This is a genomic window from Streptosporangium sp. NPDC049644 (assembly GCF_040675205.1).
GTDB lineage: Bacteria > Actinomycetota > Actinomycetes > Streptosporangiales > Streptosporangiaceae > Streptosporangium > Streptosporangium fukuiense.
In genome coordinates, this window is sequence record NZ_JBFAOJ010000002.1 from 122,393 (window position 1) to 145,097 (window position 22,705).

18 protein-coding genes are annotated in these 22,705 nt (G+C 72.0%); 17 read left to right on the forward strand and 1 reads right to left on the reverse strand.

Annotation, left to right across the window (positions count from 1 at the left end):
• Positions 1-72 precede the first annotated feature (72 nt).
• The 17 genes from AB0J58_RS01650 (at position 73) to AB0J58_RS01730 (ending at position 21,974) form a co-directional block, all read left to right on the forward strand.
• Positions 73-1,200, forward strand: a complete 1,128-nt coding sequence (locus AB0J58_RS01650; RefSeq protein ID WP_364208808.1) for an exonuclease SbcCD subunit D — start codon at positions 73-75, stop codon at positions 1,198-1,200.
• Positions 1,201-5,169, forward strand: coding sequence for an AAA family ATPase (locus tag AB0J58_RS01655; protein WP_364208811.1), 3,969 nt, complete (start codon positions 1,201-1,203; stop codon positions 5,167-5,169).
• Positions 5,170-5,637: 468 nt separating this feature from the next.
• Positions 5,638-7,671, forward strand: a complete 2,034-nt coding sequence (locus AB0J58_RS01660; protein ID WP_364208814.1) for an FAD-dependent oxidoreductase — start codon at positions 5,638-5,640, stop codon at positions 7,669-7,671.
• An 88-nt stretch (positions 7,672-7,759) separates the two neighbouring features.
• Complete coding sequence (locus AB0J58_RS01665) at positions 7,760-8,833, forward strand: class I SAM-dependent methyltransferase (RefSeq protein WP_364208816.1); 1,074 nt, start codon at positions 7,760-7,762, stop codon at positions 8,831-8,833.
• Positions 8,833-9,144: a hypothetical protein gene (locus AB0J58_RS01670; RefSeq protein WP_343963322.1), complete on the forward strand. Its 312-nt coding sequence runs from the start codon at positions 8,833-8,835 to the stop codon at positions 9,142-9,144. The genes AB0J58_RS01665 and AB0J58_RS01670 overlap by 1 nt, the downstream gene beginning before the upstream one ends.
• Positions 9,144-9,554 (forward strand): nuclear transport factor 2 family protein, encoded by a 411-nt coding sequence (locus AB0J58_RS01675; protein ID WP_364208819.1) that lies wholly within the window; start codon positions 9,144-9,146, stop codon positions 9,552-9,554. The genes AB0J58_RS01670 and AB0J58_RS01675 overlap by 1 nt, the downstream gene beginning before the upstream one ends.
• A 14-nt stretch (positions 9,555-9,568) precedes the next feature.
• Positions 9,569-10,699, forward strand: coding sequence for an ABC transporter substrate-binding protein (locus AB0J58_RS01680; RefSeq protein WP_364208822.1), 1,131 nt, complete (start codon positions 9,569-9,571; stop codon positions 10,697-10,699).
• Between the two features lie 150 nt (positions 10,700-10,849).
• A complete protein-coding gene (locus AB0J58_RS01685) occupies positions 10,850-11,680 on the forward strand; it encodes an ABC transporter ATP-binding protein (protein ID WP_364208825.1) in 831 nt (276 codons plus the stop codon).
• A 14-nt stretch (positions 11,681-11,694) separates the two neighbouring features.
• Positions 11,695-12,552: an ABC transporter permease gene (locus AB0J58_RS01690; protein WP_364208828.1), complete on the forward strand. Its 858-nt coding sequence runs from the start codon at positions 11,695-11,697 to the stop codon at positions 12,550-12,552.
• Positions 12,549-13,328, forward strand: a complete 780-nt coding sequence (locus AB0J58_RS01695; protein ID WP_364208831.1) for an SDR family oxidoreductase — start codon at positions 12,549-12,551, stop codon at positions 13,326-13,328. The genes AB0J58_RS01690 and AB0J58_RS01695 overlap by 4 nt, the downstream gene beginning before the upstream one ends.
• 17 nt (positions 13,329-13,345) lie before the next feature.
• A complete protein-coding gene (locus tag AB0J58_RS01700) occupies positions 13,346-14,707 on the forward strand; it encodes a M20/M25/M40 family metallo-hydrolase (RefSeq protein WP_364208834.1) in 1,362 nt (453 codons plus the stop codon).
• Positions 14,704-15,978 (forward strand): Ohr family peroxiredoxin, encoded by a 1,275-nt coding sequence (locus AB0J58_RS01705; RefSeq protein WP_364208837.1) that lies wholly within the window; start codon positions 14,704-14,706, stop codon positions 15,976-15,978. Before AB0J58_RS01700 ends, AB0J58_RS01705 begins: the two co-directional genes overlap by 4 nt.
• Before the next feature lie 64 nt (positions 15,979-16,042).
• Positions 16,043-16,870: an IclR family transcriptional regulator gene (locus AB0J58_RS01710; RefSeq protein ID WP_364208840.1), complete on the forward strand. Its 828-nt coding sequence runs from the start codon at positions 16,043-16,045 to the stop codon at positions 16,868-16,870.
• 50 nt (positions 16,871-16,920) lie between these two features.
• Complete coding sequence (locus tag AB0J58_RS01715) at positions 16,921-18,123, forward strand: CoA transferase (protein ID WP_364208842.1); 1,203 nt, start codon at positions 16,921-16,923, stop codon at positions 18,121-18,123.
• Positions 18,124-18,186: 63 nt separating this feature from the next.
• Positions 18,187-19,083, forward strand: coding sequence for a cyclase family protein (locus AB0J58_RS01720; RefSeq protein ID WP_364208846.1), 897 nt, complete (start codon positions 18,187-18,189; stop codon positions 19,081-19,083).
• On the forward strand, positions 19,076-20,512 hold the full coding sequence (locus tag AB0J58_RS01725; RefSeq protein ID WP_343963335.1) for an MmgE/PrpD family protein: 1,437 nt from the start codon (positions 19,076-19,078) through the stop codon (positions 20,510-20,512). Before AB0J58_RS01720 ends, AB0J58_RS01725 begins: the two co-directional genes overlap by 8 nt.
• Positions 20,505-21,974: a dihydroorotase family protein gene (locus tag AB0J58_RS01730; RefSeq protein ID WP_364208849.1), complete on the forward strand. Its 1,470-nt coding sequence runs from the start codon at positions 20,505-20,507 to the stop codon at positions 21,972-21,974. The genes AB0J58_RS01725 and AB0J58_RS01730 overlap by 8 nt, the downstream gene beginning before the upstream one ends.
• Positions 21,975-22,200: 226 nt before the next feature.
• Here the strand turns inward: AB0J58_RS01730 and AB0J58_RS01735 are convergent, their stop codons facing one another.
• Entirely contained in the window at positions 22,201-22,656 is a 456-nt protein-coding gene (locus tag AB0J58_RS01735) for a GNAT family N-acetyltransferase (RefSeq protein ID WP_364208852.1), read from the reverse strand.
• Positions 22,657-22,705: the final 49 nt, after the last annotated feature.

Below are 22,705 nucleotides of genomic sequence, written 5' to 3' on the forward strand. Positions count from 1 at the left end.
CTGAGCGGAGCGGGCGATCCGAGTGATGTGAGTGGCCACATTTGTCGCTGAGTCCTGTTAGCTTCGTGCGACATGCGGGTGCTGCACACATCGGACTGGCACCTGGGCCGCTCGTTCCACCGGGAGAGTCTCCTGGCCGCCCAGGGTGCCTTCGTCGACCACCTGATCGAGACCGTCAGATCGGAGCGGATCGACGTGGTCGCGGTCTCCGGTGACGTCTACGACCGGGCACTGCCCTCGGTCGACGCGGTCGAGTTGTGCAACCAGGCGCTGCGGCGGCTGGTCGACACCGGGACGCGCACCCTGCTGATCAGCGGTAACCACGACTCGGCGCGCCGTCTCGGCTTCGGCGCGCACCTCATCGACGCGGCAGGCGTCCACCTGCGCACCGACCCCGAGCGGGTCGGCGAGCCGGTCGTCGTCGACGACGTCGCCTTCTACGGCATCCCCTACCTGGAGCCCGAGCTGGTGCGCGCCCCCTGGGAGCTGCCCGAGCGCACCCACACCGCCGCGATCGGGCACGCCATGTCCCTGATCCGCGCCGACCTCGCCCGGCGCGGACCCCGGTCGGTGGTCCTCGCCCACGCGTTCGTGACCGGGGGGCGGAGCAGTGACAGCGAGCGCGACATCAGCGTGGGAGGCGTCGCGCACGTCCCGGTGTCCGCCTTCGACGGTGTCGACTACGTGGCGCTCGGCCACCTGCACGGCCGCCAGCGGATGAGCGAGACCGTCCGCTACTCCGGTTCCCCGATCGCCTACTCCTTCTCCGAGGCCGGGCAGGTGAAGGGGTCCTGGCTGGTCGACATCGGCCCCGGCGGGTACGAACGCGCGGAGTTCGCCGAGGCCCCGGTGCCCAGGCCGGTCGGCCGGCTCACCGGTCGCATCGACGACCTGCTGGCCGCACCCGAGCACGCCCGCTACGAGGACCACTGGCTCCAGGTGACGCTCGTCGACCGGATCCGGCCCAAGGGCGCGATGGAGCGGCTCAGGTCCCGCTTCCCGCACACGCTCGCCCTGTCATTCGAACCCGAGGGCGGGGCCGGTGAGACCGTCACCCGGCCCAGGGTGGCCGGGCGCCCCGAGATCGAGGTCGCCCTCGACTTCGTCCGCGAGGTGCGCGGCGAGGCCGCCGATCCCGCCGAGACCGAACTGCTGCAGAGGGCCGTCGAGGCCTCCCGCGCGAAGGAGGCGATGGCGTAGATGCGCCCGCACCGTCTGTGGATCACCGCCTTCGGCTCCTTCCCCGGTGAGGAGCAGGTCGACTTCGACGCCCTCGCCGAGGCGGGGCTCTTCCTGATCCACGGCCCCACGGGGGCGGGCAAGACCACGGTGCTCGACGCGCTCTGCTACGCCCTGTACGGCAGGGTGCCGGGCAGGCGCGACAGCGCCAAGAGCCTGCGCTGTGACCACGCGCCCCCGGGACGCGGGCCCAGCGTGGCGCTGGAGGTCACGATCAGGGGGCGCCGGTTGAAGATCACCCGGTCGCCCGGCTGGCAGCGCCCCAAGCTCAGGGGCACCGGCACGACCAGGGAGAACGAGAAGGCACTGCTCACCGAACTCGCCCCCTCGGGGGAGTGGGTGGGGCTGACCAACCGGGTCGACGAGGCGGGGGAGTTCATCGGCACCCTGCTCGGTATGAACGCCGAGCAGTTCCTCCAGGTCGCGATGTTGCCCCAGGGGGATTTCGCGAAGTTCCTCCGTGCGGACGGGGAGGACCGGCGCAAGGTCCTGGAGCGACTCTTCTCGGTGAAGGTCTACGCCGCCGCCGAGTCCTGGCTCGCCGACCGGCGTACCGAGGCGTTCCGCGAGCAGCAGGCCCTCCGCAGGGAGGTCGACTTCGCGGTGAAACGCCTTGAGGAGGCCGCGGGGTCCGCGCTCTCGGCCGCGCTGACCGATGCCGCGGCGGAGGTCCCGGTGGAGGTCTCGGTGGAGGTCTCGGTGGAGGACGACCCGCTGGGATGGGCCCACGCGGTCGAGGAACTCGCGGCACGGGAGGTCACCCGGCTGAGCGGCATGGACCTCGGCGGCGAGGCCGCCGTACGGCAGGCGCGGGAGAGCCTGGAACGTGGCACCGCGCTGGCCGACCGGCGCCGCCGCCACGCCGAGGCGCTGACCAGGAGCCGGGCGCTGGAGGAGACCGCCGAGGAGCGGGCGGACCTGGAGACCCTCCTGGAGGAGGCGGCGGCCGCCGACCGGGTGCTGCCGCTTATCCAGGGCGCCGAACAGCGTGCCGAGGCCGCGGCCAAGGCCCGAAGCCTGGCCGCCGACGCCGTCGCCCGTGCGCTCCCGCTCATCGATGCCACCCGGGACGTCGTCCACGACCGTACGGGCACCGGCGAGACAGGTGATCGTCTCGTCGTCGGCGCGCTCCGCGACGACGACGTCCGGGACCGGGCGGAGGCCGGCGCGGACCGCCGTCACGCCGTGCTCGGCCGCCTGGTCGAGCTGGAACGCGACCGCCGGAGCGAGATCACCCGCCTGGGCGAGCTGCGCGCGGAGGAGTCACGCCTGGCGGAGATAGTCCGGGAGCGGGACCGGGCCGCTCACGAGATCGTCGAGCTGGCCGCCGCGCAGGCCGTGGCCGACTCCCGGCTGAAGGACATCCCCGAGCTCAGGCGGGAGGTGGAGGAGCGTCTCACCGCCGCCCGTCTGGACGCCGCCCGCATCCCCGCCGCCGAGTCGGCGGTCGAGGGCGCCGTCACCCGCCTCCGGGCGGCCGAGCGGCGCACCCGCCTCGCCGCAGACCTGGCCGCGGCCCGTGCCGACCTCGCCGCCCTCCTGCCAGGGGTCAGCGACGCCTTCGCCGCTCACCCGCTTCCGGGCCAGGCCCATGACGTGCTCGGGACCCGTCGCGAGGGCACCGGCCTGTCCGCCGAGCCCGGTGAGATCCGTGAGGTCCTCGCCGCCCGGGAGGGAGAGTGCGGGCGACAGCTGGCCGGGCTGGAAGGGCTGCGGGTCGAGGAGGCCCGGCTGGCCGAACTCGACGGGCTGATCGCCGCACTCGGCGACGAGCTCGTGGAGGCGGCCCGGCAGGAGGGCGAGGTCCGCGGGCTCTGGGAGGCGCTGCCCGCCGAGGCGGCGGAGGCGACCGCGCGGCTGAACGAGGTCAGGGCCGCCGGGGCGGGACTTCCGGCGGCGCGGGCGCGTGCCGAGGCCGCCACCGCGTTGCTCACCGCGGTACGGCGCCGCGAGGCGCTCAACGCCGAGCTGGAGGTCGCGCGCGCGGCCCAGGTGGAGACCACCGACCTCGCGCAGGCGCTCCGCGACCGCTACCAGGACATCCAGCGGTCCAGGATCGAGGGCATGGCCGCCGAGCTCGCCGCCAAGCTCGTCCCCGGCGCCCCCTGCGCGGTCTGCGGCTCGCCCGATCACCCCGCTCCCGCCGCCCCCGCCGACGAGGTGCGCACCGCCGAGGACGAGCACGCGGCCCAGGGCGCCTACGAGGCGGCCCAGGAACGGCGCCGGGAGGCGGAGACCACGGTCACGGTGCTGCTCTCCCGTCTCGGCGAGGTCCGCGCCGTCGCGGGGGAGGAGACCGTGGAACGGGCGGGGGAGACCCTCGCCGAGGCCGAGCGGGAACTGGAGGCGCTGACCGCCACGGCGAGCGCCGAGGACGCCCTCGCCGCCGAGGTGGAGCGGATCGCCGCCGAACTGGACGACGCCAGAACCCGGATCGAGGAGATCACCCGGCGGCTCGCCGAAGGCCGTGCCCGCCTGGCGGGATGGCAGGCCGAGCGTGACCGGCTGACCGCCCGCCTGGACGGGGCCCGGGGCGACGACCGCACGGTCCAGGCCCGCCGCGACCGCCTGGCGGCGGAGGCCGGGCGTCTCTCCACGGCCCTGGCCGCAGCCGTCCACGCCGTCGAGGTCACCGCGGCCCACCGGGAGGCGAGCGATCGGACCGACCTGGCCGTACCCGACGCCACCGGCGAGCTCGCCGAGGCGGAGGGAGCGCTGGCCGCGCTCCGGGAGTCGGCCGAGGCCGAGCCGGCGCTGGCGGCGGAGGCGGCCGGGATCGCCGCCGAGTCCGAGCGGCTCCGGGAGCGCTCGCGCGAACTCGCCGTCGACCTGGCGGCCCGCCGTACGGACGTCGAAAGGCTCGGCGCCGACGCCGAGCGGCTGGCCGGGCGCGTCGACGAGGCACGCGGCCAGGACCCGACGCTGACCGCCAGGCTGGACCGGCTGGCCGACGAGGCGGAACTGCTCAGGGAGGCCGTAGAGGCGGTCAGGGACGAACGGGTCAGCGCCGCCGAGCTGGTGACCGCCCGCGACCGGGCGCTGAGCGCCGTCGTCGAGGCGGGCTTCCTCGGGCTGGACGACGCCCGCGCGGCCGTACGCTCTCCCGCCGACCGGGAGGAGAAGGCCGCCCGCCTCCACGAGCTCGCCACGGAGAGCGCCGCGGTCGCCGCCATGCTCGCCGACCCCGAGTTGGTCGCCGCCGCCGCCGAGCCGGAACCCGACCTGTCGAGCCTGCGCGAGGCGCGGGACGCGGCCGACGCCGCCCATGCCCGCCTGCTCTCCGAGCGGAGCCAGGCCGAGGGCCGGCTGGCCCGGCTGGCCGCCCTCCGCACCGAGCTGGCCGCCTGCCTGGAACGCTGGCGGCCCGCCGACGAGCAGCACCGCCTGGCCGACCGGCTCGCCGCCCTGACCGGAGGGAACTCCGCCGACAACCGGTGGAGGATGCGGCTCTCGTCGTACGTGCTCGGTGAGCGCCTCAGCCAGGTGGTCGCCTCGGCCAACGAGCGGCTCGACCACATGTCGGGCGGGCGCTACCTGCTGGAACACAACCGCGACCGCTCCGCCGGTGACCGGAGCAGGTCCGGCGGCGGGCTCGGCCTGCACATCCTGGACAGCTGGACCGGTGTCGGCCGCGACCCGGCTACCCTGTCGGGCGGCGAGAGCTTCATCACCTCCCTGGCCCTGGCCCTCGGCCTGGCCGACGTGGTCACCGCCGAGGCCGGGGGAGTCGACATCGGCACGCTCTTCGTCGACGAGGGTTTCGGCACCCTGGACGAGGACACCCTCGACGGGGTGCTCGACATCCTCGACGGCCTGCGCGACAACGGCCGCGCGGTCGGCATCGTCAGCCACGTCGCCGAGCTGCGCACCAGGGTCCCCGCCCAGCTGCACATCCGCAAGGAACGCCGAGGCTCGACGGTTCGTCAGTGACCCGCCCGGCGACATGACGTTCTTCTGAGCGCCGCGCGACTCCGAGCGCGCGTGACGGCACACCCGGCGGCGTGGCCTACCGAACACCGCGAGCGGTGCCGAAGGGCTCGGCCCGCCGGCGGCTCCAGCAAGGTACGAATCGGCGCGTGCCGAACACCGCCTACCGGGACGGCGCGGCTCGCGGGGGCGTGACCCGATGGCGGCGGTGTCCGCGGGGCCGTGCCGGTGCGTCCTCTCCGTTCGTGGTGCCGCACCGGCGGTGGCGGATCAGATCTTTTAGGAACGGGTTAGAAGCATGTTACGGCTGCCCGGAATTTTAAATCAACCATTGACTCCCTGTTTGTCACTGCTTACTGTTCCTTCCACGCCGTTCGGTTCATCTGAACGCCGTATCGCTGACCGGAACGATGGGAACTCGATGGGTGCCCACGGTCACATTCACGCCACCGAGCGAGAGAAAGGGCGACGATGCCGGATCCGGGACCGCTGTTCTCGCCCGTCAGCCTGGGGCCGGTGGCACTGCGCAACCGGGTGTTCGTGCCCGGCCACACCACCAATTTCGGCCTGGACAACCGCCCGACCGCCCGGCACACCGCCTACCACCTGGAACGTGCCAGAGGCGGGGTGGGGCTGATCATCACCGAGGCGGTGCGGGTCCACCCCACCAGCGCCGGCAGGCACATCAGCCTCGGCAGCTTCGACGACTCCTCCATCCCGGCCTACGCCGAGGTCGCGGAGGCCGTGCACGCCGAGGGAGCGCGGATCTTCGCCCAGATCATGCACGCGGGGCGGCAGGCCTCCGGTGAGGCGACCCGCACCGCGGCCTGGTCGGCGGCCGACGTGCCGTGGGCCGCCGGGGCGCACGTCCCGCACGCGATGGGACACGGTGACATCGCCACGGTCGTCGACGCCTTCGGCGCGGCCGCCCGCCGCATGGCGCAGGCCGGGTACGACGGGGTGGAGGTCCACCTCGGCCACGGCCACCTGCTCCAGCAGTTCCTCTCGCCGGTCACCAACACCAGGACCGACGGCTACGGTGGCGACCTCGACGGGCGTCTCAGGCTCACCCGCGAGGTGCTCGCCTCGGTGACCCGGCAGGCGCCGGACCTGCCGGTGGGCCTGCGGATCAGCGCCGACGAGTTCCTGCCCGGCGGTCTGACGCCGCAGGACATGCTGGAGGTCGTCGGGCTGCTGCGCGATGAGTTCCCGCTCGTCCACGTGCACGTCAGCCACTCGGCCTACCACGGCAGCTACTCGCTGGCGACGCAGATGGCCGACATGAGCTTCGGCCACGCGCCGTTCCGGCACCACGCCCCACTGTTCAAGCGGAGCTTCCCCGGCCTGGCCGTGCTCGCGGTGTGCCGGCTCGACAGCCTTCCCGAGGCCGTCGAGCTGGTCACCTCCGGTGAGGCCGACCTGGTGGGGCTGGCGCGACCGCACATCGCCGACCCCCACCTGGTCCGCAAGGCGATGGAGGGCCGCTCGCACGAGTCCCGCTCGTGCCTGGCCTGCAACCAGGGCTGCATCGGGCGGCTGGAGAGCAGCCTGCCGATCTCCTGCGTGGTCAACCCCGAGGTCGGCGCCGAGCGGGAGTGGCGGCGGACGTGGGCGGAGCCGCCGCTCGCCGGTACCCGTCCCCGCCGGGTCCTCGTCGTCGGCGGTGGTCCCGCGGGCATGGAGGCGGCGCTGTCGGCCCGGCGCGCCGGTCACGACGTGACGCTCGCCGAGGCCGGTCCCGAGCTGGGCGGCCAGGTGGCGATCGCCGCCCGGGTACCCGGCAGGGAGCGCCTCGCGCTGCTCACCTCGGAACTCAGCCGGGACGTCGCCGCCGAGCGGATCACGATCCTGCTGGGGCACCGCGTCGAGGCGGCGGACCTCCTCGTGGGAGGTCGCCACGAGGGTGTCGACGACGTCATCGTGGCGACGGGCTCGCGACCCCGGCGGCGGGAGCTGCCGGGCGGGCCCCCGGTGTTCGACCTGTGGCAGGCGGTCGCCTCCCTGGAGGACCCGGCCTCACCGCTGCGCGGCACCGTCGCCATCCGCGACGACGATGGGGCCTGGCCCGCCGCGTCGATCGCCGAGCACCTGGCCTGGCTGGGAGCGAAGGTGCACCTGCTCTCCCCGACCGCCTCGCTCGCCGCCCGCATCACCACGTACTCCAGGCTCGCGCTCACCCACCGCTTCGGCGAGCTGGGGGTCAAGGTCCACCCGCTGCGCGTCCCGCAGGGCGTCGAGGGCGGCCTGCTCACCCTCCGCGACACCCTGTGCGGCGACGTGGAGACCATGCCGGGCGTGACCGCGATCGTCGACGCGGGCACCCCCACCGCCGTGGACGAGCTCTACCGCGAACTCGACGCCCTGCCCGACGCCCCCCGCGTGCACGTCGTCGGCGACGCCAACGCGCCGCGGACCGCGCTGGAGGCGGTCTACGAGGGACGGCTCGCCGGCACCTTCCTGACCGATGCCGTCAGCGGCGCGACCGCGCTGGCCCGTGCGCGCTGAACCACGCCCCGACCACACCGCCACCGTTCCCCGTCGACCCCGACGCGGCGCCGTAGAAGGGCACCGCTCGCCCCCTAGAAGGAGAACCATGATCGATATCGAGGATCGCCTGACCTTCGACGAGCGCTCCACCGTGGACTACATCCTGGCGATGCGCAAGAGGTGGGCCGACACGCTCTACCCCGCCCTCGCCGAGGAGTACCGCGCCGACGGCGCTCCCGCGCAGACCGTGGAGGAGGCCGGCGAGCGGTTTCGCAACCTGAACCTCTACTCGTGGTTCAGCCACCTTGAGCGGGTGCAGCAGAAGATGCTGTGGAAGACCGCCGGCGACGCCGTCATCAGCCGCCGTGACGACCTGATCGACCAGCTGGGCGAGGTGCGGGCGCCGAAGGGCAAGCTCGTCCTGAACTCCGAGGTGGAGCTGCCTGACTGGTACACCGACTTCGACATCCACATCCAGCCCGGCGGATTCTTCTCCGACGACCTGTCCGCGTACGTCTACGAGTTCGGCGCGCGGATCGTCATGCTGCGCGACAACGACGGCTACAAGTTCCACCAGCTGTTCACCCAGACCGCGCTGCCCGACCTGCCGGACGCGGCCCGCGTGGTCGACATCGGCTGCGGCTTCGGCAAGAGCACCCGCCCGCTCGCGAACCGCTACCCGAAGGCCGAGGTCATCGGCGTCGACTTCGCCGCTCCCGGCCTGCGCCTGGCGCACGCCGAGGCCGAGGCCGAGGGCATCGCGATCACCTACCTCCAGGGCGACGGCAGGACGACCGGCCTGCCGGACGGCTCCTGCGACGTGGTCACCGGCACGATGGTGCTGCACGAGATGCCGGCCCAGGCCGTGAGGGAGACCATCCAGGAGGCCGCCCGCCTGCTGCGGCCCGGTGGGGCGCTCCGCTTCCTGGAGTTCCAGCCGACCGGTGATCCGTTCAGGGACGCGACGATCTTCGAGCACGCCGAGCGCAACAACGAGCCCTTCTTCCATGACCTGTTCGCCTCCGACCTCCTGGAGTTCTGCCGCGAGGCCGGTCTGACCGACGCGTCCTGGTCCCCCTTCGACGAGCGCAACGAGGGCGTGCGCCCCGAGGGCTGGGGCGACCGGCGTGAATGGCACTTCCCGTGGGCGGCTCTCGCCGCGAACAAGCCGGAGAACTGATGAGCGACGAATTCGACTACTTCCGCGACCGCCACCTTGGCAAGCTGCTCGACCTGGTCCTGCAGCTCAGCACCGACCTGCACGTCGCCAACCAGCGGGTGCACGGTCTGGAGGCGCTGCTGGTCCGCCACGGCGTCCTCGCCGAGGGAGAGCTCGACTCCCTGGTGCCGGACGAGGCGGAGCGCCGGACCCTGGAGCGCCAGCGCGACGCGATGATGAACCGCCTGATCAGGATCATCGCGGAGAGCGGCCCCGCCGAGCACCCGCTGCGCGACCAGTGGGAAGCCGCCCTGGCGGCCAAGGCCGGCTGATGGCCACCGGCACGGCGGCCAAGCTCGTCGACCACTACCTGCAACTGTGCGAGGACCGCGACCTCGAAGAGGCCGCCAGGCTCCTGGCACCGGGGGTGCGGCTCGTCTTCCCGGGGGACCTGGTCTTCACCTCACTGCCGGAGATGGCCGCCGGCGCCGGTGGCCGCTACCTGTGGGTGCGCAAGAACCGCGAACGGTACTTCGAGGGTGAAGGTGACGACGCCGTCGTCGTCACCTCCCTGGGCACCCTGTACGGCGAGGACCTGACCGGGACCCCCTTCTCGGACATCCGCTACGTGGACGTGTTCGTCATCCGTGACGGTCTCATCGCCGAGCAGCACGTCTACAACGACCTCAGCGAGGCCGGGTTCCCCCTCCCCGGCCTGACACCCCCCACCCCATCGGTTTGACAGAGGTGCCGTACGTGAAGAAATCCCTGCGACTGGGCGTTGGCGCCCTCACCGTCGCGACACTGACCATGCTGGCCGGCTGCGGCGGAGGCGACACCGCCGCCCCCGAGGGCACCGACGGTGCCCAGACCGCCCGAGGAAAGATCACCTTCGCCATCGCCTCGGCGGTCATCGGCCCCAAGGAGGAGGTCGCCGCCTACGCGGTGGCCAAGGACCAGGGCTTCTTCGACGAGCAGAACCTGGACGTCGAGACCATCAACACCGACGGGTCCGTGGCCGCCATCCAGGCGGTCGCGTCCGGCAGCGCCGACATCACCGCCGCCGACGCGGGCTCGATCCTCGCCGCGGCGGAGAAGGGCGTGCCGGTCAAGGCGATCGGCGGCCTGGTGCAGAACTGGCCGTGGGTCATGGCGGTCAAGCCGGGCAGCGGCATCAAGAGCGGCGCCGACCTCAAGGGCAAGAAGATCGGCGTCATCAGCCTGGCGTCCGGCTCCAGCCCGTACGCGCGGGGCTATGTCCGCGAGGCCGGGCTGGACCCGGAGAAGGACGTCGAGCTGCTGCCCGTCGGGGTGGGCGCGCAGGCCGCCGGCGCGATCAGCAGCGGTCAGGTGGACGCGCTCGCGCTCTACACCCAGGCGTACGCCGCGATCGAGAACTCCGGCGTCACCTACGAGTACCTCCCCAACCCGGACATGTTCCAGGGGATCCGCTCCATCACCTTCGCCGTGCGCAAGGACGCCTTCGACGAGAAGAAGGACCTGCTGACCCGCTTCCTGCGCGCCGGCTACCAGGGCATGCTCTTCTCCGCGGTCAACAACGAGGCCGCCACCCGCATCGGCTACACGGTCTTCCCGCAGATCCTGGCGGGCAAGTCCGCCGAGGACCGGATCGCCGACGACACCAAGGTCATGGCGGCGTGGCTGAAGAGCGCGACCCCCACCACCGGTGACCCGGAGACCTTCGCCGACTGGGGCGCGATCAGCGACCAGGAGTGGGCGAAGACCGCCGCCTACACCAAGGGCGCCGGGCAGATCACCAAGGACCCGGTGATCGCCGACGTCTGGGACGCGAGCCTGCTGCCCGCGGCCAACGAGTTCGACTCGGCCGCGGTGGTCGCCAAGGCCAAGGCCTACAGCCCGAAGTAACCCCGGCCGTACGCCCGAGGTGACCCGGGGCCGCACACGCCGAAGTGCGCGGCCCCGGGTGACCCGGGGCCGCACCGCCAGAAGTGGATCAGGGCCGGAGCGACCGGCGACCACGACCGACCAGCACCCGAGCATCGAAGAGGAGGGCCGATGGCCATCAGGACCCCCGGCCGCCGCCAGGCCACCGCCGCATCGGCACCGGTGGACGAAGACGCATGGATCGAGGTGGCCGGCCTGCAGAAGCTGTACCGGCCCCGCAGGTCGGAGCCCACCCACGCGCTTTCCGACATCGGCTTCACCGTCAGGCGGGGGGAGTTCATCTCCATCGTGGGACCCTCCGGATGCGGTAAGACCACCCTGCTGAAGATCCTTGCCGGACTGATCCCCAAGAGCGAGGGCGTCGTCCGCGTCGCCGGACGGGACGTGGCCAAGCCGCTCCCCGAGGTGGGCATGGTCTTCCAGGCCGCGACCCTGCTGCCCTGGCGCACCATCCTGGAGAACGTGATGGTCCCCGTCGAGGTGCAGAGACTCGACGCGGACGTCTACCGCGAGCAGGCCAGGAACCTGCTGAACATGGTCGGCCTGGACGGCTTCGGCGACAAGTACCCGCATGAGCTCAGTGGCGGCATGCAGCAGCGCGCCGGGATCTGCCGGGCCCTGGTGCACGACCCGTCCGTACTGCTCATGGACGAGCCCTTCGGTGCCCTGGACGCCATGACCAGGGAGTACATGAACGTCGAGCTGCTGCGTATCTGGAAGGAGAGCGGCAAGACCGTCGTCCTGGTCACCCACTCCATCCCCGAGGCGGTGTTCCTGTCCGACCGGGTCATCGTGCTCAGCTCCCGCCCCGGGCGGATCGCCGAGATCGTCCCGATCGAGCTGGAGCGTCCGCGCGATCTCAGCGTGATGTCCTCCGATCGCGCCGGGGTCTACGTGGCACGAATCCGCCAGCACTTCAACGCCGCCGGCGTCATCGACTGACGAGGTACACCACCATGACAACGACCAAGGCCACCGACAGCCGCCCCGTCCGTCCACCGGGCCCGGCACCGAAGAAGAGCCGCCTGAGCGGGCTCGATCTCCGCGAGCGCCCCGAGCTCATCATGGTCCCCGGGGTCTTCGTGATCGCGGTGCTCGCCTGGGAGTTCCTCGTCCAGCCCCTCGGCATCGACGAATACGTGCTGCCCCGGCCCTCGCAGATCGTCGCCTCGCTGACCACCCAGCTCACCGACGACCTTTTCTGGTCGCACCTGCTGGTCACGCTCCAGGAGTCCCTGCTCGGCTTCGTGATCGGCGTCGGCGCGGCGATGCTGCTGGGCACGCTGATCTCCCAGGTGCGGCTCGCCGAGCGCACACTCATGCCGTACATCGTCGCCTTCCAGACGGTGCCGAAGGTCGCCCTGGCGCCGCTGTTCGTCGTCTGGTTCGGCTTCGGCATGACCAGCAAGGTCGTCATGGCGGCGGTCATCTCCTTCTTCCCGATGCTGGTCAACGTCATCGAGGGGCTGCGCTCGGCCGACGCCGACCGGATCCAGATGCTGACCGTGTTCGGCGCGGGCAGGTTCCAGGTCTTCCGCATGGTCCGGCTGCCGAGCGCACTGCCCTTCATCTTCGCCGGGCTCGACATCGGGATCGTCTTCGCCATCCTCGGCGCGGTCGTCGGTGAGTTCATCGGCGCCAAGGAGGGCCTGGGCTACCTGCTCCTGCAGACCAACTACAACTTCGACATCTCCGGGATGTTCGCGGTCCTGGTGGTGCTCTCCGTGCTCGGCCTCATAGCGCACTCACTGATCCGTTTCGCCCAGCGGCGCTTCGCCTTCTGGGCCGAGGACAGCCGGGTGATCGGCGCATGAGCGATCCGAACCGCTTCGACGGCAGGGTGGCGCTGGTCACCGGCGCGGGCCGGGGCATCGGCGCGGAGATCGCCGCCACGCTCGCGGCCCGCGGCGCCCGCGTGGCCCAGGCCGACGTGACCTCCGGTGACGACTGGCAGGCGCCGCTGCCCGAGAGCGACGGGCACACCCGCCACCACGTCGACGTCCGCTCGGCGGACTCCTGCCGCGCGCTGGTCGCCGAGGTGCTCGCCGCGCACGGCCGCCTCGACCACCTGGTCAACAACGCGGGCATCGTACGGCGGGGGCCGGCGGCCACGATGAGCGAGAGTGACTTCACAGACGTCCTCGACGTCAACCTCACCGGCACCTTCCGGATGTCCCAGGCCGCCTACCCGGCGCTGCGCGACACGGCCAAGACGGTCGGCGAGGGCGGCGAGAGCGCCGCGAGCGTGGTGAACATCGGCTCGACCAACGGCCACATCGCGGTCCTGGACACCCTCGGCTACTGCGTCAGCAAGGCCGGGGTCATGCACATGGCCAGGGTGCTCGCCCTGGAGTGGGCCCCCGACGGTATCCGGGTCAACGCCGTCGGGCCCACGATCGTGCCCACCGACATGACGGCCGACGTTCGCGCCAACGAGGCGTACATGAAAGACAAGATGGCCACCATCCCCCTGGGCCGGATGGCAGGGGCCGGCGACGTCGCCAACGCGGTCGCCTTCCTGCTCAGTCCCGCCGCAGCCATGACCACCGGTCAGACGATCTACGTCGACGGCGGGGTCACCACCCAATGACGCGTGAGGAGTGTTCCATGCCCAAGCCCGATGTCGCCGCCGCACTGGCCGCCGTCGACGCACACCTCGACGCCTTCGTCGAGGAACTGCAGCAGCTCTGCCGGATCCGCAGCCGCCGCCAGGAACCCGACCAGATGGTGGCCACCGCCGACTTCCTCGCCGCCTCGATCGGCCGCTGGGGCGGCAGCGCCGAGGTCATCCCCTGGGAACACTCCCACCCGTACGTGCTGGGCGAGATCGGCGGCGGCGAGCCCGCCCTGCTGCACTTCAACCACTACGACGTCGAAGTGGAGCCGACCGGAGACGAGGACCGGTGGATCAGCCCGCCGTACGCGGCGGAGATCCACGACGGGCGGCTGTACGCGCGAGGCGTCGCCGACGACAAGGGCGCCCTCATGTCGCGCGTCCACGCCGCGGCCGTGTGGCGGCTGTCCGGCCAGGAGGCGCCGGTCACCAGCCGTTACATCATGGAGGGCAAGCAGTGGCTGCACAGTCCCGGCCTCGGCTCGTTCGTCCGCGCGCACGCCGACCGGTTGGCGAGCGACGGCACCCTGTGGGAGAACTCCTGGATCGACGCCCAGGGCAGGCCGCTGCTCAAGCTCAGCGAGAAGGGCGTGCTCTACCTCAGGCTGACCGCCACCACGCTGACGCGTGAGCTGACCAGCCAGAACACCGCGCTGCTCCCGTCGGCGACCACCCGCCTGGCCGCCGCGCTGGCGAGCCTGCAGCGTCCCGACGGCACCGTCACCGTGGCGGGCTTCGCCGACGACGCGAGGGTGCCCACCGACGAGGAGCGGGAGCTGCTGGGCCGGCTGCACTTCGACGGCGACTTCCTGCGAGCCAGGGCCGGAGTCGACTCCTTCATCGGCGGCCTCGACGACGCCCAGGCCGCGGTCGAGATCCGCACCCGCCCGACCCTGACGGTCGCCGGCATCGTCGGAGGCGACAACCGCGACGACATCACCCTCGGCATCCCGGCCACCGCCGCCGCCAAGGTGGAGATCCGCCTGGTCGCCGGGCAGGACCCCGATCGGGTGCTGCGGGCCGTCGGCAAGCACCTGGCCGACAACGGCTTCGGCGACGTCACGATCGAGGTCATGGCCACCAGCAGTCCGAGCGCCACCGACCACCGCGACCCGTTCGTGTCGCTGGTCGCCGACGCGGCCCGCCGTGCCTACGGCGCCGAGCCCGTCATCGAGCCGTACACGCAGTGGATCGGCAACCAGGGCGTCATGGGTGGGCGCCCGATCGTCGGCATCGGCGTCTCGCGCGCCGACTCCGGGGTCGACGGTCCCAACGAGAACATCCTTGTGGAGGACTACCGCACGGGTATCAAGCACGTCGTCGAGGTCATGGCCGCGATGGCGGTGAACCGATGAGCGCCACCCACCTGCGCGGTGCCTCCGAGCGCGGTTACCTAGACCTGCCCTGGGGTCAGGTCCACTACCGGCGCGCGGGCGACCCCTCGGCGGTCCCGCTGCTCATCCTGCACCAGTCGCCGCTGTCGTCGGCGACCTACGAGCCCGCCCTCGCCGCCCTCGCCGCGCACGGCCTGTACGTCGTCGCGGTCGACACCCCCGGTTTCGGGATGTCGGACGCGCCCGGCGAGCAGTGGTCCATACCGGACTACGCGGCGGCGACGTGGCGGATCGCCGACGCGCTCGGCCTGGGGAAGGTGCACCTGCTCGGGCAGCACACCGGCGCCGTGGTCGCCGCCGAGGCGGCGCTCACCGCCCGCGACCGGGTGAACGGCCTGATCTTCCAGGGGCTGCCGCTGTACGACGACGCCGAGCGCGCGGAGAAGAAGGCGGGCTACGCGCCGGGCTACCGGGTCGCCCACGACGGCGGCCACCTGAAGACGATCTGGGACCGGGTCTACTGGCTCTACCCGCGGATCTCGGCGGAGTCGGCCAGCCGCCAGGTCGCCGAGTATCTCAGCGTGGGCCCCGACTACGCGGTCGCCTATCGGGCGGTCTTCGACCACCGTCTGGACACCGCCGCGCTCGCCGGCATCCCCATGCTGCTGCTGCACGGCGGCGACGACGTGGTGGCCAGGATGAACGACGTCGTCCAGGCGGCGCTGCCGGGCGTGCCGCTGGTCACCATCCCTGGCGGCACCGACTTCGTCGCCGAGGAGCAGCCGGAGATCTTCGCCAAGGCGGTGGCCGAGCACGTGCTGGCGCACCGGGCCGCCCGGCCGGAGGCGACGTTCAAGCCGATCTACACCGCGACCGTCGAGGTCCAGGGAGGTCGCGCGGGTAGTGCCCGCTCGCTCACCGGCTCGCTGGACCTCGCCCTCACCAGGCCCGCCGACCGCGCGTCCGGCGACACCGGCACCGACCCCGAGGAGCTCTTCGCCGCGGGATACGGGGCCTGCTTCGCCAGCGCCCTGGGGGTCGTGGCCCGGCGCGAGCGGATCGGTCTCGACCCGGTGAGCATCACCACGTCGGTGACCCTCGGCTCGGTGCCCGGCGGGAAGTACGCGATCACCGCCGCGCTCGGCGTCTCCGCGCCGCACGTTCCGCAGGCGGACCTGGAGCGGATCGTCGGCATCGCCGACGGCCTGTGCCCCTACTCCAACGCGATCCGAGGTAACGCCGACGTCACGATTGAGGTCCTCGGTGGTTCTCCGGACAGCGCTGTCCTATGACATTCACATGATCTCTCCCCCTACCGCGTCGCCTGCCGCGCGCGCCCTGACCAATGAGGAAAGCATGACCGTCGATGACATCGGAGAGGAGCAGGAGCCGGAACCGGAGCGTTCCCGCTCCGGTATCGCGCGGGTTCTCGCCGTGATCGATGTCATCGGCAGGTCGCCTCAGGCCCAGGGCGTCTCCGTGATCGCGCGGCAGACCGGCCTGCCCAAGGCCGTGACACACCGCATACTGCGGGAGCTGGTGGCCGGCCAGTTCCTGAGCTTCGACGCGGACACGAAGCTCTACCGCCTCGGCCCCGGGGCGTTGAGCATCGGCCTGGCCGCGATGCGCGAACTCGACGTGCCCGCCGTCGCGCACCGGCACCTGGTGGCGCTGGCCGAGCGGGCGGGCGAGACGGCGACGCTCTCGCTCCGTCAGGGCTGGTCGCGGGTCTACGTCGACCAGGTCCTCTCCGACCAGGAGATCCGGATGTCGGTGGCGCTGGGCACCAGCCATCCCCTGCACGCGGGGTCCTCCTCCAAGGCGATCCTCGCGGCGCTGCCCGACGCGGAGGTGGACGACTACGTGGCCCACCACCGCCTCGACAGCGTCACCGACGCCACGATCACCTCGACGACCGCGCTGAGCGAGGAGATCGACCGGATCCGCACCCTCGGCTACGCGGTCAGCTTCGGCGAGCGGCAGTCGGGGGCGACGAGTGTGGCGGCGGCCTTCCGCGGCGCGACCGGGCAGGTCGTCGGATCGGTGTCGCTGTGCGGGGCGCAGGACATGTTCATCCGCGGCCACAGAGAACTGCTGGGGGAGTGGGTGGCCGCCGCGGCCGCCGACATCTCGGCCGACCTCGGCTTCCGCGCGACAGGCCGGAACAGGGGGGAGACCGGGTGACACCCGTCCGGAAGAACATCGACGAAACCTTTTCCGACCTGGGGGCAAGCATGCACGACGGACCACTGGAGGGCCTGCGGGTCGTCGACGCCTCGACGATTCTGGCCGGACCGCTGTGCGCTCAGATCCTCGGCGACTTCGGTGCCGACGTGGTGAAGATCGAGCATCCGACGGCGGGCGACGGCATGCGCGGCCACGGCGAGTCCAAGGACGGTGTCTCGCTGTGGTGGAAGGAGATCTCCAGGAACAAGCAGACGATCGGGCTCAGCCTGTCCGCGCCCGAGGGGGCCGCGCTCTTCCTGCGGCTGATGGAACGCACCGACGTGCTCATCGAGAACTTCCGGCCGGGCACCCTGGAGCGCTGGGGGCTGGGCCCCGACAGGCTGCACGAGGTCAACCCCGGGCTGGTCATCGTCAGGATCACCGGTTTCGGGCAGACGGGACCGTACGCGGGGCGGGCCGGGTTCGGCACGCTCGCCGAGGCGATGAGCGGCTTCGCCCACCTGACCGGCGAGGCCGAGGGACCGCCCACGCTGCCCGCCTTCGGGCTGGCCGACAGCATCTGCGGCATCGCGGCCTCGTCGGCGACGATGATGGCGCTGTGGGAGCGCGAGCGCGACCCGGAGAAGCGCGGTCAGGTCGTCGACATGAGCCTGCTGGAGCCCATCATGACGGCCGTGGGCCCCTCGCCGACCGTCTACCAGCAGCTCGGGACCATCGCGCACCGGCACGGCAACCGTTCCACCAACAACGCGCCGCGCAACACCTACCTCACCTCCGACGGCCACTGGGTGGCGGTCTCGACCAGTGCCCAGACGATCGCCGAGCGGGTGATGCGCCTGGTCGGGCACCCCGAGGTGATCGACGAGCCCTGGTTCGCCACCGGCGCGGGCCGGGTCCGGCACGTGGAGTTGCTGGACAGGCTGCTCGGCGACTGGGTCGCCGAGCGCACCCGGGAGGAGGTCGTCGCGGAGTTCACCGCGGCGGGCGCCGCGGTCGCCCCGGTCTACGACGCCCGGGACCTCGTGGAGGATCCCCACGTCCGCGAGACCGGGATGCTCACCTCCGTCGACGACGCCGACCTCGGCTCCGTGCTGATGCACAACGTGATGTGGCGGATGTCGCGGACACCGGGCCGGATCCGGTTCACCGGCCGCGACCTGGGAGCCGACACGGACCATGTGCTCGTCGAGGAGCTGGGCTGCGACCCCGCGACCCTGAGCGACCTACGAGAACGAAAGATCATCGCCTGATCCGCGACGGCGCGGTGACGCGCCGATCGGGGGACAGACGGACATCGGGAGAGACGAGACGACGTGAGCACATCCACCACCCTGGCCACCCCACCGGGAGAGACGGTACGCGACCCCCTGCTGGAGGCGGTACGCGGCGGCGTGACCGTGTACGACCTGGGCCGCCCGTTCTACGCGGGTATGCCGCAGTCGCCCAACCACCCCGCGTACACCCACACGCTCCCGCGCCGCCACGGAGACAAGGTGCGCCCCGACGGTGGGTCGGCGGCCAACGACATGCTCGTCATGGGCACCCACGTGGGCACGCACATCGACGCGCTGGCCCATGTGTCCCAGGACGGCCTGCTGCACGGCGGCGCGGACGCGGCGGCGGCCTGTGTCGGGGGCCGCTACCCCGAGCACGGCATCCACACGGTCGCGCCGATGGTGTGCAGGGGCGTGCTGCTCGACCTGCCCGCCGCGCTGGGAGTGGTCTCCTGCGAGCCGGGCTACGAGATCACCCCGGCCGACCTCGACCGGGCCGTACGGGAGCAGGGCACCGAGGTCGAGGCCGGTGACGTCGTGCTGATCCGCAGCGGGTGGGGCGGTCGCTTCTCCGATCCCGACCGCACGGTCTACATCGGTTCCGAGTCCGGCGTCCCAGGGGTGGGGGAGGCGGGGGCGTACTGGCTGGCCGAGCGCGGGGTGCGCGCCGCCGGGGCCGACACCATCGCCTTCGAGTGCCTGGCCCCGGGCCAGGGGCACAGCGTGCTGCCCGCGCACCGGGTGTTGCTGGTGGAGTCCGGCGTCTACATCATCGAGACGATGAACCTGGAGGAGGCGGCCCTGCACGGCGTGCACGAGTTCACCTTCGTGCTGTCGCCGCTGGCGCTCTTCGGCGCCACCGGCTCGCCGGTGCGGCCGCTGGCGATCGTCGGCCGGAGCGCCGAGGCCGCCGGGGAGGCGGATCGCCGTGGCTGAGCCGACGCTCGGCCGCCAACTGGCCGACTTCGCCGTCGACACCTCCTACTCGACGCTGCCCGCCGACGTCGTCGACAGCGTCCGCAAGCGGGTGCTCGACGTGATCGGGCTGTGCGTGGCCGCGCACAGGCTGCCGACCAGCACCGCCATCGTGGAGTACGTCCGCGACCAGGGCGGGCGCCCCCAGGCCCACGTGGTGGGCGGCGGCTCCGCGGTGCCCGCACCGCTGGCCGCCCTCGCCAACGGGGTGCTCGCCCACTCCCTCGACTACGACGACACCCACCTGCCCTCGGTACTGCACCCCAGCGCCTCGGTGGTCCCGGCCGCGCTGGCCGCCGCCGAACTGGCCGGGGCGTCCGGCCGCGAGACGATTCACGCCATCGCGGTCGGCCTGGAGGTGTGCGTACGGGTCGGTATGGCGGGCTACGACCGCGAGGCCGGCAACTCGACGTTCTTCGAGCACGGCCAGCACGCCACGTCCATCTGCGGGGCCCTGGGCGGCGCCGTCGCCGCGGCCGTGCTGTTCGGCCTGCCGCGCGAGGGCGTGCTCGACGCGCTCGGCGTCGCCGCCTCCACCGCCTCGGGCATCATCGAGGCCAACCGCACCGGCGGTACCGTCAAGCGGCTGCACTGCGGCTGGGCGGCGCAGTCGGCGGTGACCTCGGCCGAGCTGGTCAGGCGTGGCTTCACCGGGCCGCCGACCGTGCTTGAGGGCAGGTTCGGCTTCTTCCAGGCTTTCCTGCACGGGCGCTACGAGGCGTCGGAGATCACCTCCGGCCTCGGCACCGACTGGGCGGCCCCCGGGATCTTCTTCAAGCCCTACCCCGCCAACCACTTCGTGCACACCGCCGTGGACGCTGCGATCGGGCTGCGCGAGCAGGGGCTCGACCCCTCTCGGGTGGAGAGTCTGACGCTGGGCGTCCCCGCGCCCGTCATCCGGACGATCGGCGAGCCCATCGACGGCAAGCGCACTCCCGAGACCGGTTACCAGGCGCAGTTCAGCGGTCCGTACGCGGTCGCGGCCGGGCTGCTGGGCGGCGGCGGCCTCGGTGTGGGGCTCGCGGACTTCACCGACGAGCTGGCCCGAGACCCGCTCCGCAGGGATCTCATGGCCAAGGTCGAGGTGGTGGCGGACGAGCGCGCCACCGAGATCTTCCCCCACCAGTTCCCCGCGGTGCTGCGCGCCCGCGACGCCGACGGCCGGGAGTGGAGCCAGGAGGTGCTCACCAACAGGGGCGGCCCCCAGCGACCGCTCTCGGCGGGCGAGCTGGCGGCGAAGTTCCGCGACAACGCCGAAGGGCGGCTGTCGGCCGCCGCCATGGACGCCGTGACCGACCGGGTGGCACGGCTCGACGAGTTGGACGACATCGGAGACCTGCTCCGCCTGGTGGCGGAGCCGCAGCACGCGACAGGAGACGGCCGTGACTGAGTATGACCTGCTGGTGAAGAACGTCCGGGTGGTCTCGCACGACCGCGACGAGCCCGTCGAGGCGGACATCGCCATCAAGGACGGGCGGATCGCCAGGGTGGAGCCCGGCCTGGACGCCTCGGCGGCCCGCGAGGTCGTCGACGGCGCCGGCAAGCTCGCCTTCCCCGGCGTGGTGGACGCCCACCAGCACTGGGGCATCTACAACCCGCTGGGCGAGGACGCCGTCTCCGAGAGCAGGGCGAGCGCCCAGGGCGGTGTCACCACCGCGCTGACCTACATGCGGACCGGCCAGTACTACCTCAACAAGGGCGGCGAGTACGCCGACTTCTTCCCCGAGGTGCTCGACGCCGCCGCCGACCGCGCCTACGTCGACTACGGCTTCCACCTCGCGCCGATGTCGCGTGGCCACATCGGGGAGATCCCCGACCTGATCGAGCGCTTCGGCGTCACCTCGTTCAAGGTCTTCATGTTCTACGGCAGCCACGGCCTGCACGGCCGCTCCGCCGACCAGAACTCCTTCCTGATGATCCCGCCAGGGGAGCGCTACGACTACGCGCACTTCGAGTTCGTGATGCGCGGCGTGCAGGCGGCCAGGGAGCGCTTCCCCGACCTCGCCGACGAGATCTCGCTGTCGCTGCACTGCGAGACCGCCGAGATCATGAGCGCGTACACCAAGATGGTGGAGGACGCCGGAGACCTGAGCGGCCTGGCCGCCTACCACGCCTCCCGGCCGCCGCACTCCGAGGGACTGGCGGTCTCCATCGCCTCCTACCTGGCCCACGAGACCGGCCTGCCCACCATCAACCTGCTGCACCTGTCGTCCAGGAAGGCGGTGGACGCCGCGGTCCGGATGGCCGGCGCGTTCCCCCACATCGACTTCCGGCGCGAGGTGACCGTCGGCCACCTGCTGGCCGACATCACCACCGCGCACGGCCTCGGCGGCAAGGTCAACCCGCCGCTGCGGCCCCGCGAGGACGTCGAGGCCCTGTGGGAGTACGTGCTGGACGGCACCGTCGACTGGGTGGTCAGCGACCACGCCTGCTGCCGGGACGAGACGAAGTTCGGCGAACCGCGTGACGACGTCTTCGTCGCCAAGTCCGGCTTCGGCGGAGCCGAGTACCTGCTTCCGGGGATGATCACCGAGGGCCGTCGCCGCGGCCTGTCCTACGGGCGGATCGCGGCGCTCACCTCGCGGAACCCGGCGACCCGTTACGGCCTGCGCGCCAAGGGCGCCATCGCGGTCGGCCTGGACGCCGACCTGTGTCTTGTCGACCCGGACCAGACCTGGACCGTTCGGGCCGCGGACTCGGAGTCGACCCAGGAGTACACCCCGTTCGAGGGCTTCGAGCTGACCGCCCGGGTCACCGACACCTTCGTCCGCGGCAACCGGGTCCTCGACGGCGGCAAGATCGTCGGTGACCCGGTGGGCCGCTACATCCACCGCCCCACCGGCATCGCCTGACCGGTTCCCGCACGCCGGGCCCCGCTCTCCGAGCGGGGCCCGGTCGCGTTCGTTCGTGACCACGCCGGTTCGAACGTCCGGCGACCTCTCACGACCGGGAGCACGTCGAAAACGGCAGTGGTCCCGCGAGGCCGCCGAGGGGTTCCGGGAGTGCGGGTTCCGGACGGCACGACGGCGGTGAGGCGTTCGCGCCGGGCGTCCTCGCGGGAGGCCGGCGGTCAGGTCCTCAGAGCGCTCTCGTCATGAACGCGCTGTTCGGGTCGGGTGCGTAGTCCGCGAACGGGTCGCAGTACTCGAACCCGAACTTCTCATACAGCTTCCGGGCGGGCAGGAAGAACTCGGTCGCCCCGGTCTCGAGGCTCAGCCTGGTGAATCCCATCCGCCTGGCCTCGGTGACGATGTGCTCCAGGAGGAGGGACGCGATTCCGCTCCGCTTGCGCGCCGGTCTGGTGCGCATCGACTTGATCTCCGCGTGGCCCGCGTCCAGCCTCTTGATCGCGCCGCAGCCGACCAGGCTGTCACCGTCCATGACCGACCAGAACGTGATCTCGGGCCTGCGCAGGCTCTCCAGGTCGAGGGCGTGCTTGCTCTCCAGCGGAGTGATGGACCGCATCTCCTGGACGTGCTCGTCAAGGAATCCGGCGATCTCCGGACCGGAGAGGTCGTCAACTACGATCTTCAATTCCGCGCTCATCCTCTCGTGGGAACAATCGATCTTCCCATCGAACACC

Coding starts and splice junctions, on each gene's coding strand:
- AB0J58_RS01660 (WP_364208814.1), top strand. CDS start 5,638: ATGCCGGATCCGGGACCGCTGTTCTCGCCCGTCAGCCTGGGGCCGGTG.
- AB0J58_RS01670 (WP_343963322.1), top strand. CDS start 8,833: ATGAGCGACGAATTCGACTACTTCCGCGACCGCCACCTTGGCAAGCTG.
- AB0J58_RS01700 (WP_364208834.1), top strand. CDS start 13,346: ATGCCCAAGCCCGATGTCGCCGCCGCACTGGCCGCCGTCGACGCACAC.
- AB0J58_RS01650 (WP_364208808.1), top strand. CDS start 73: ATGCGGGTGCTGCACACATCGGACTGGCACCTGGGCCGCTCGTTCCAC.
- AB0J58_RS01690 (WP_364208828.1), top strand. CDS start 11,695: ATGACAACGACCAAGGCCACCGACAGCCGCCCCGTCCGTCCACCGGGC.
- AB0J58_RS01685 (WP_364208825.1), top strand. CDS start 10,850: ATGGCCATCAGGACCCCCGGCCGCCGCCAGGCCACCGCCGCATCGGCA.
- AB0J58_RS01715 (WP_364208842.1), top strand. CDS start 16,921: ATGCACGACGGACCACTGGAGGGCCTGCGGGTCGTCGACGCCTCGACG.
- AB0J58_RS01695 (WP_364208831.1), top strand. CDS start 12,549: ATGAGCGATCCGAACCGCTTCGACGGCAGGGTGGCGCTGGTCACCGGC.
- AB0J58_RS01665 (WP_364208816.1), top strand. CDS start 7,760: ATGATCGATATCGAGGATCGCCTGACCTTCGACGAGCGCTCCACCGTG.
- AB0J58_RS01710 (WP_364208840.1), top strand. CDS start 16,043: ATGACCGTCGATGACATCGGAGAGGAGCAGGAGCCGGAACCGGAGCGT.
- AB0J58_RS01655 (WP_364208811.1), top strand. CDS start 1,201: ATGCGCCCGCACCGTCTGTGGATCACCGCCTTCGGCTCCTTCCCCGGT.
- AB0J58_RS01705 (WP_364208837.1), top strand. CDS start 14,704: ATGAGCGCCACCCACCTGCGCGGTGCCTCCGAGCGCGGTTACCTAGAC.
- AB0J58_RS01675 (WP_364208819.1), top strand. CDS start 9,144: ATGGCCACCGGCACGGCGGCCAAGCTCGTCGACCACTACCTGCAACTG.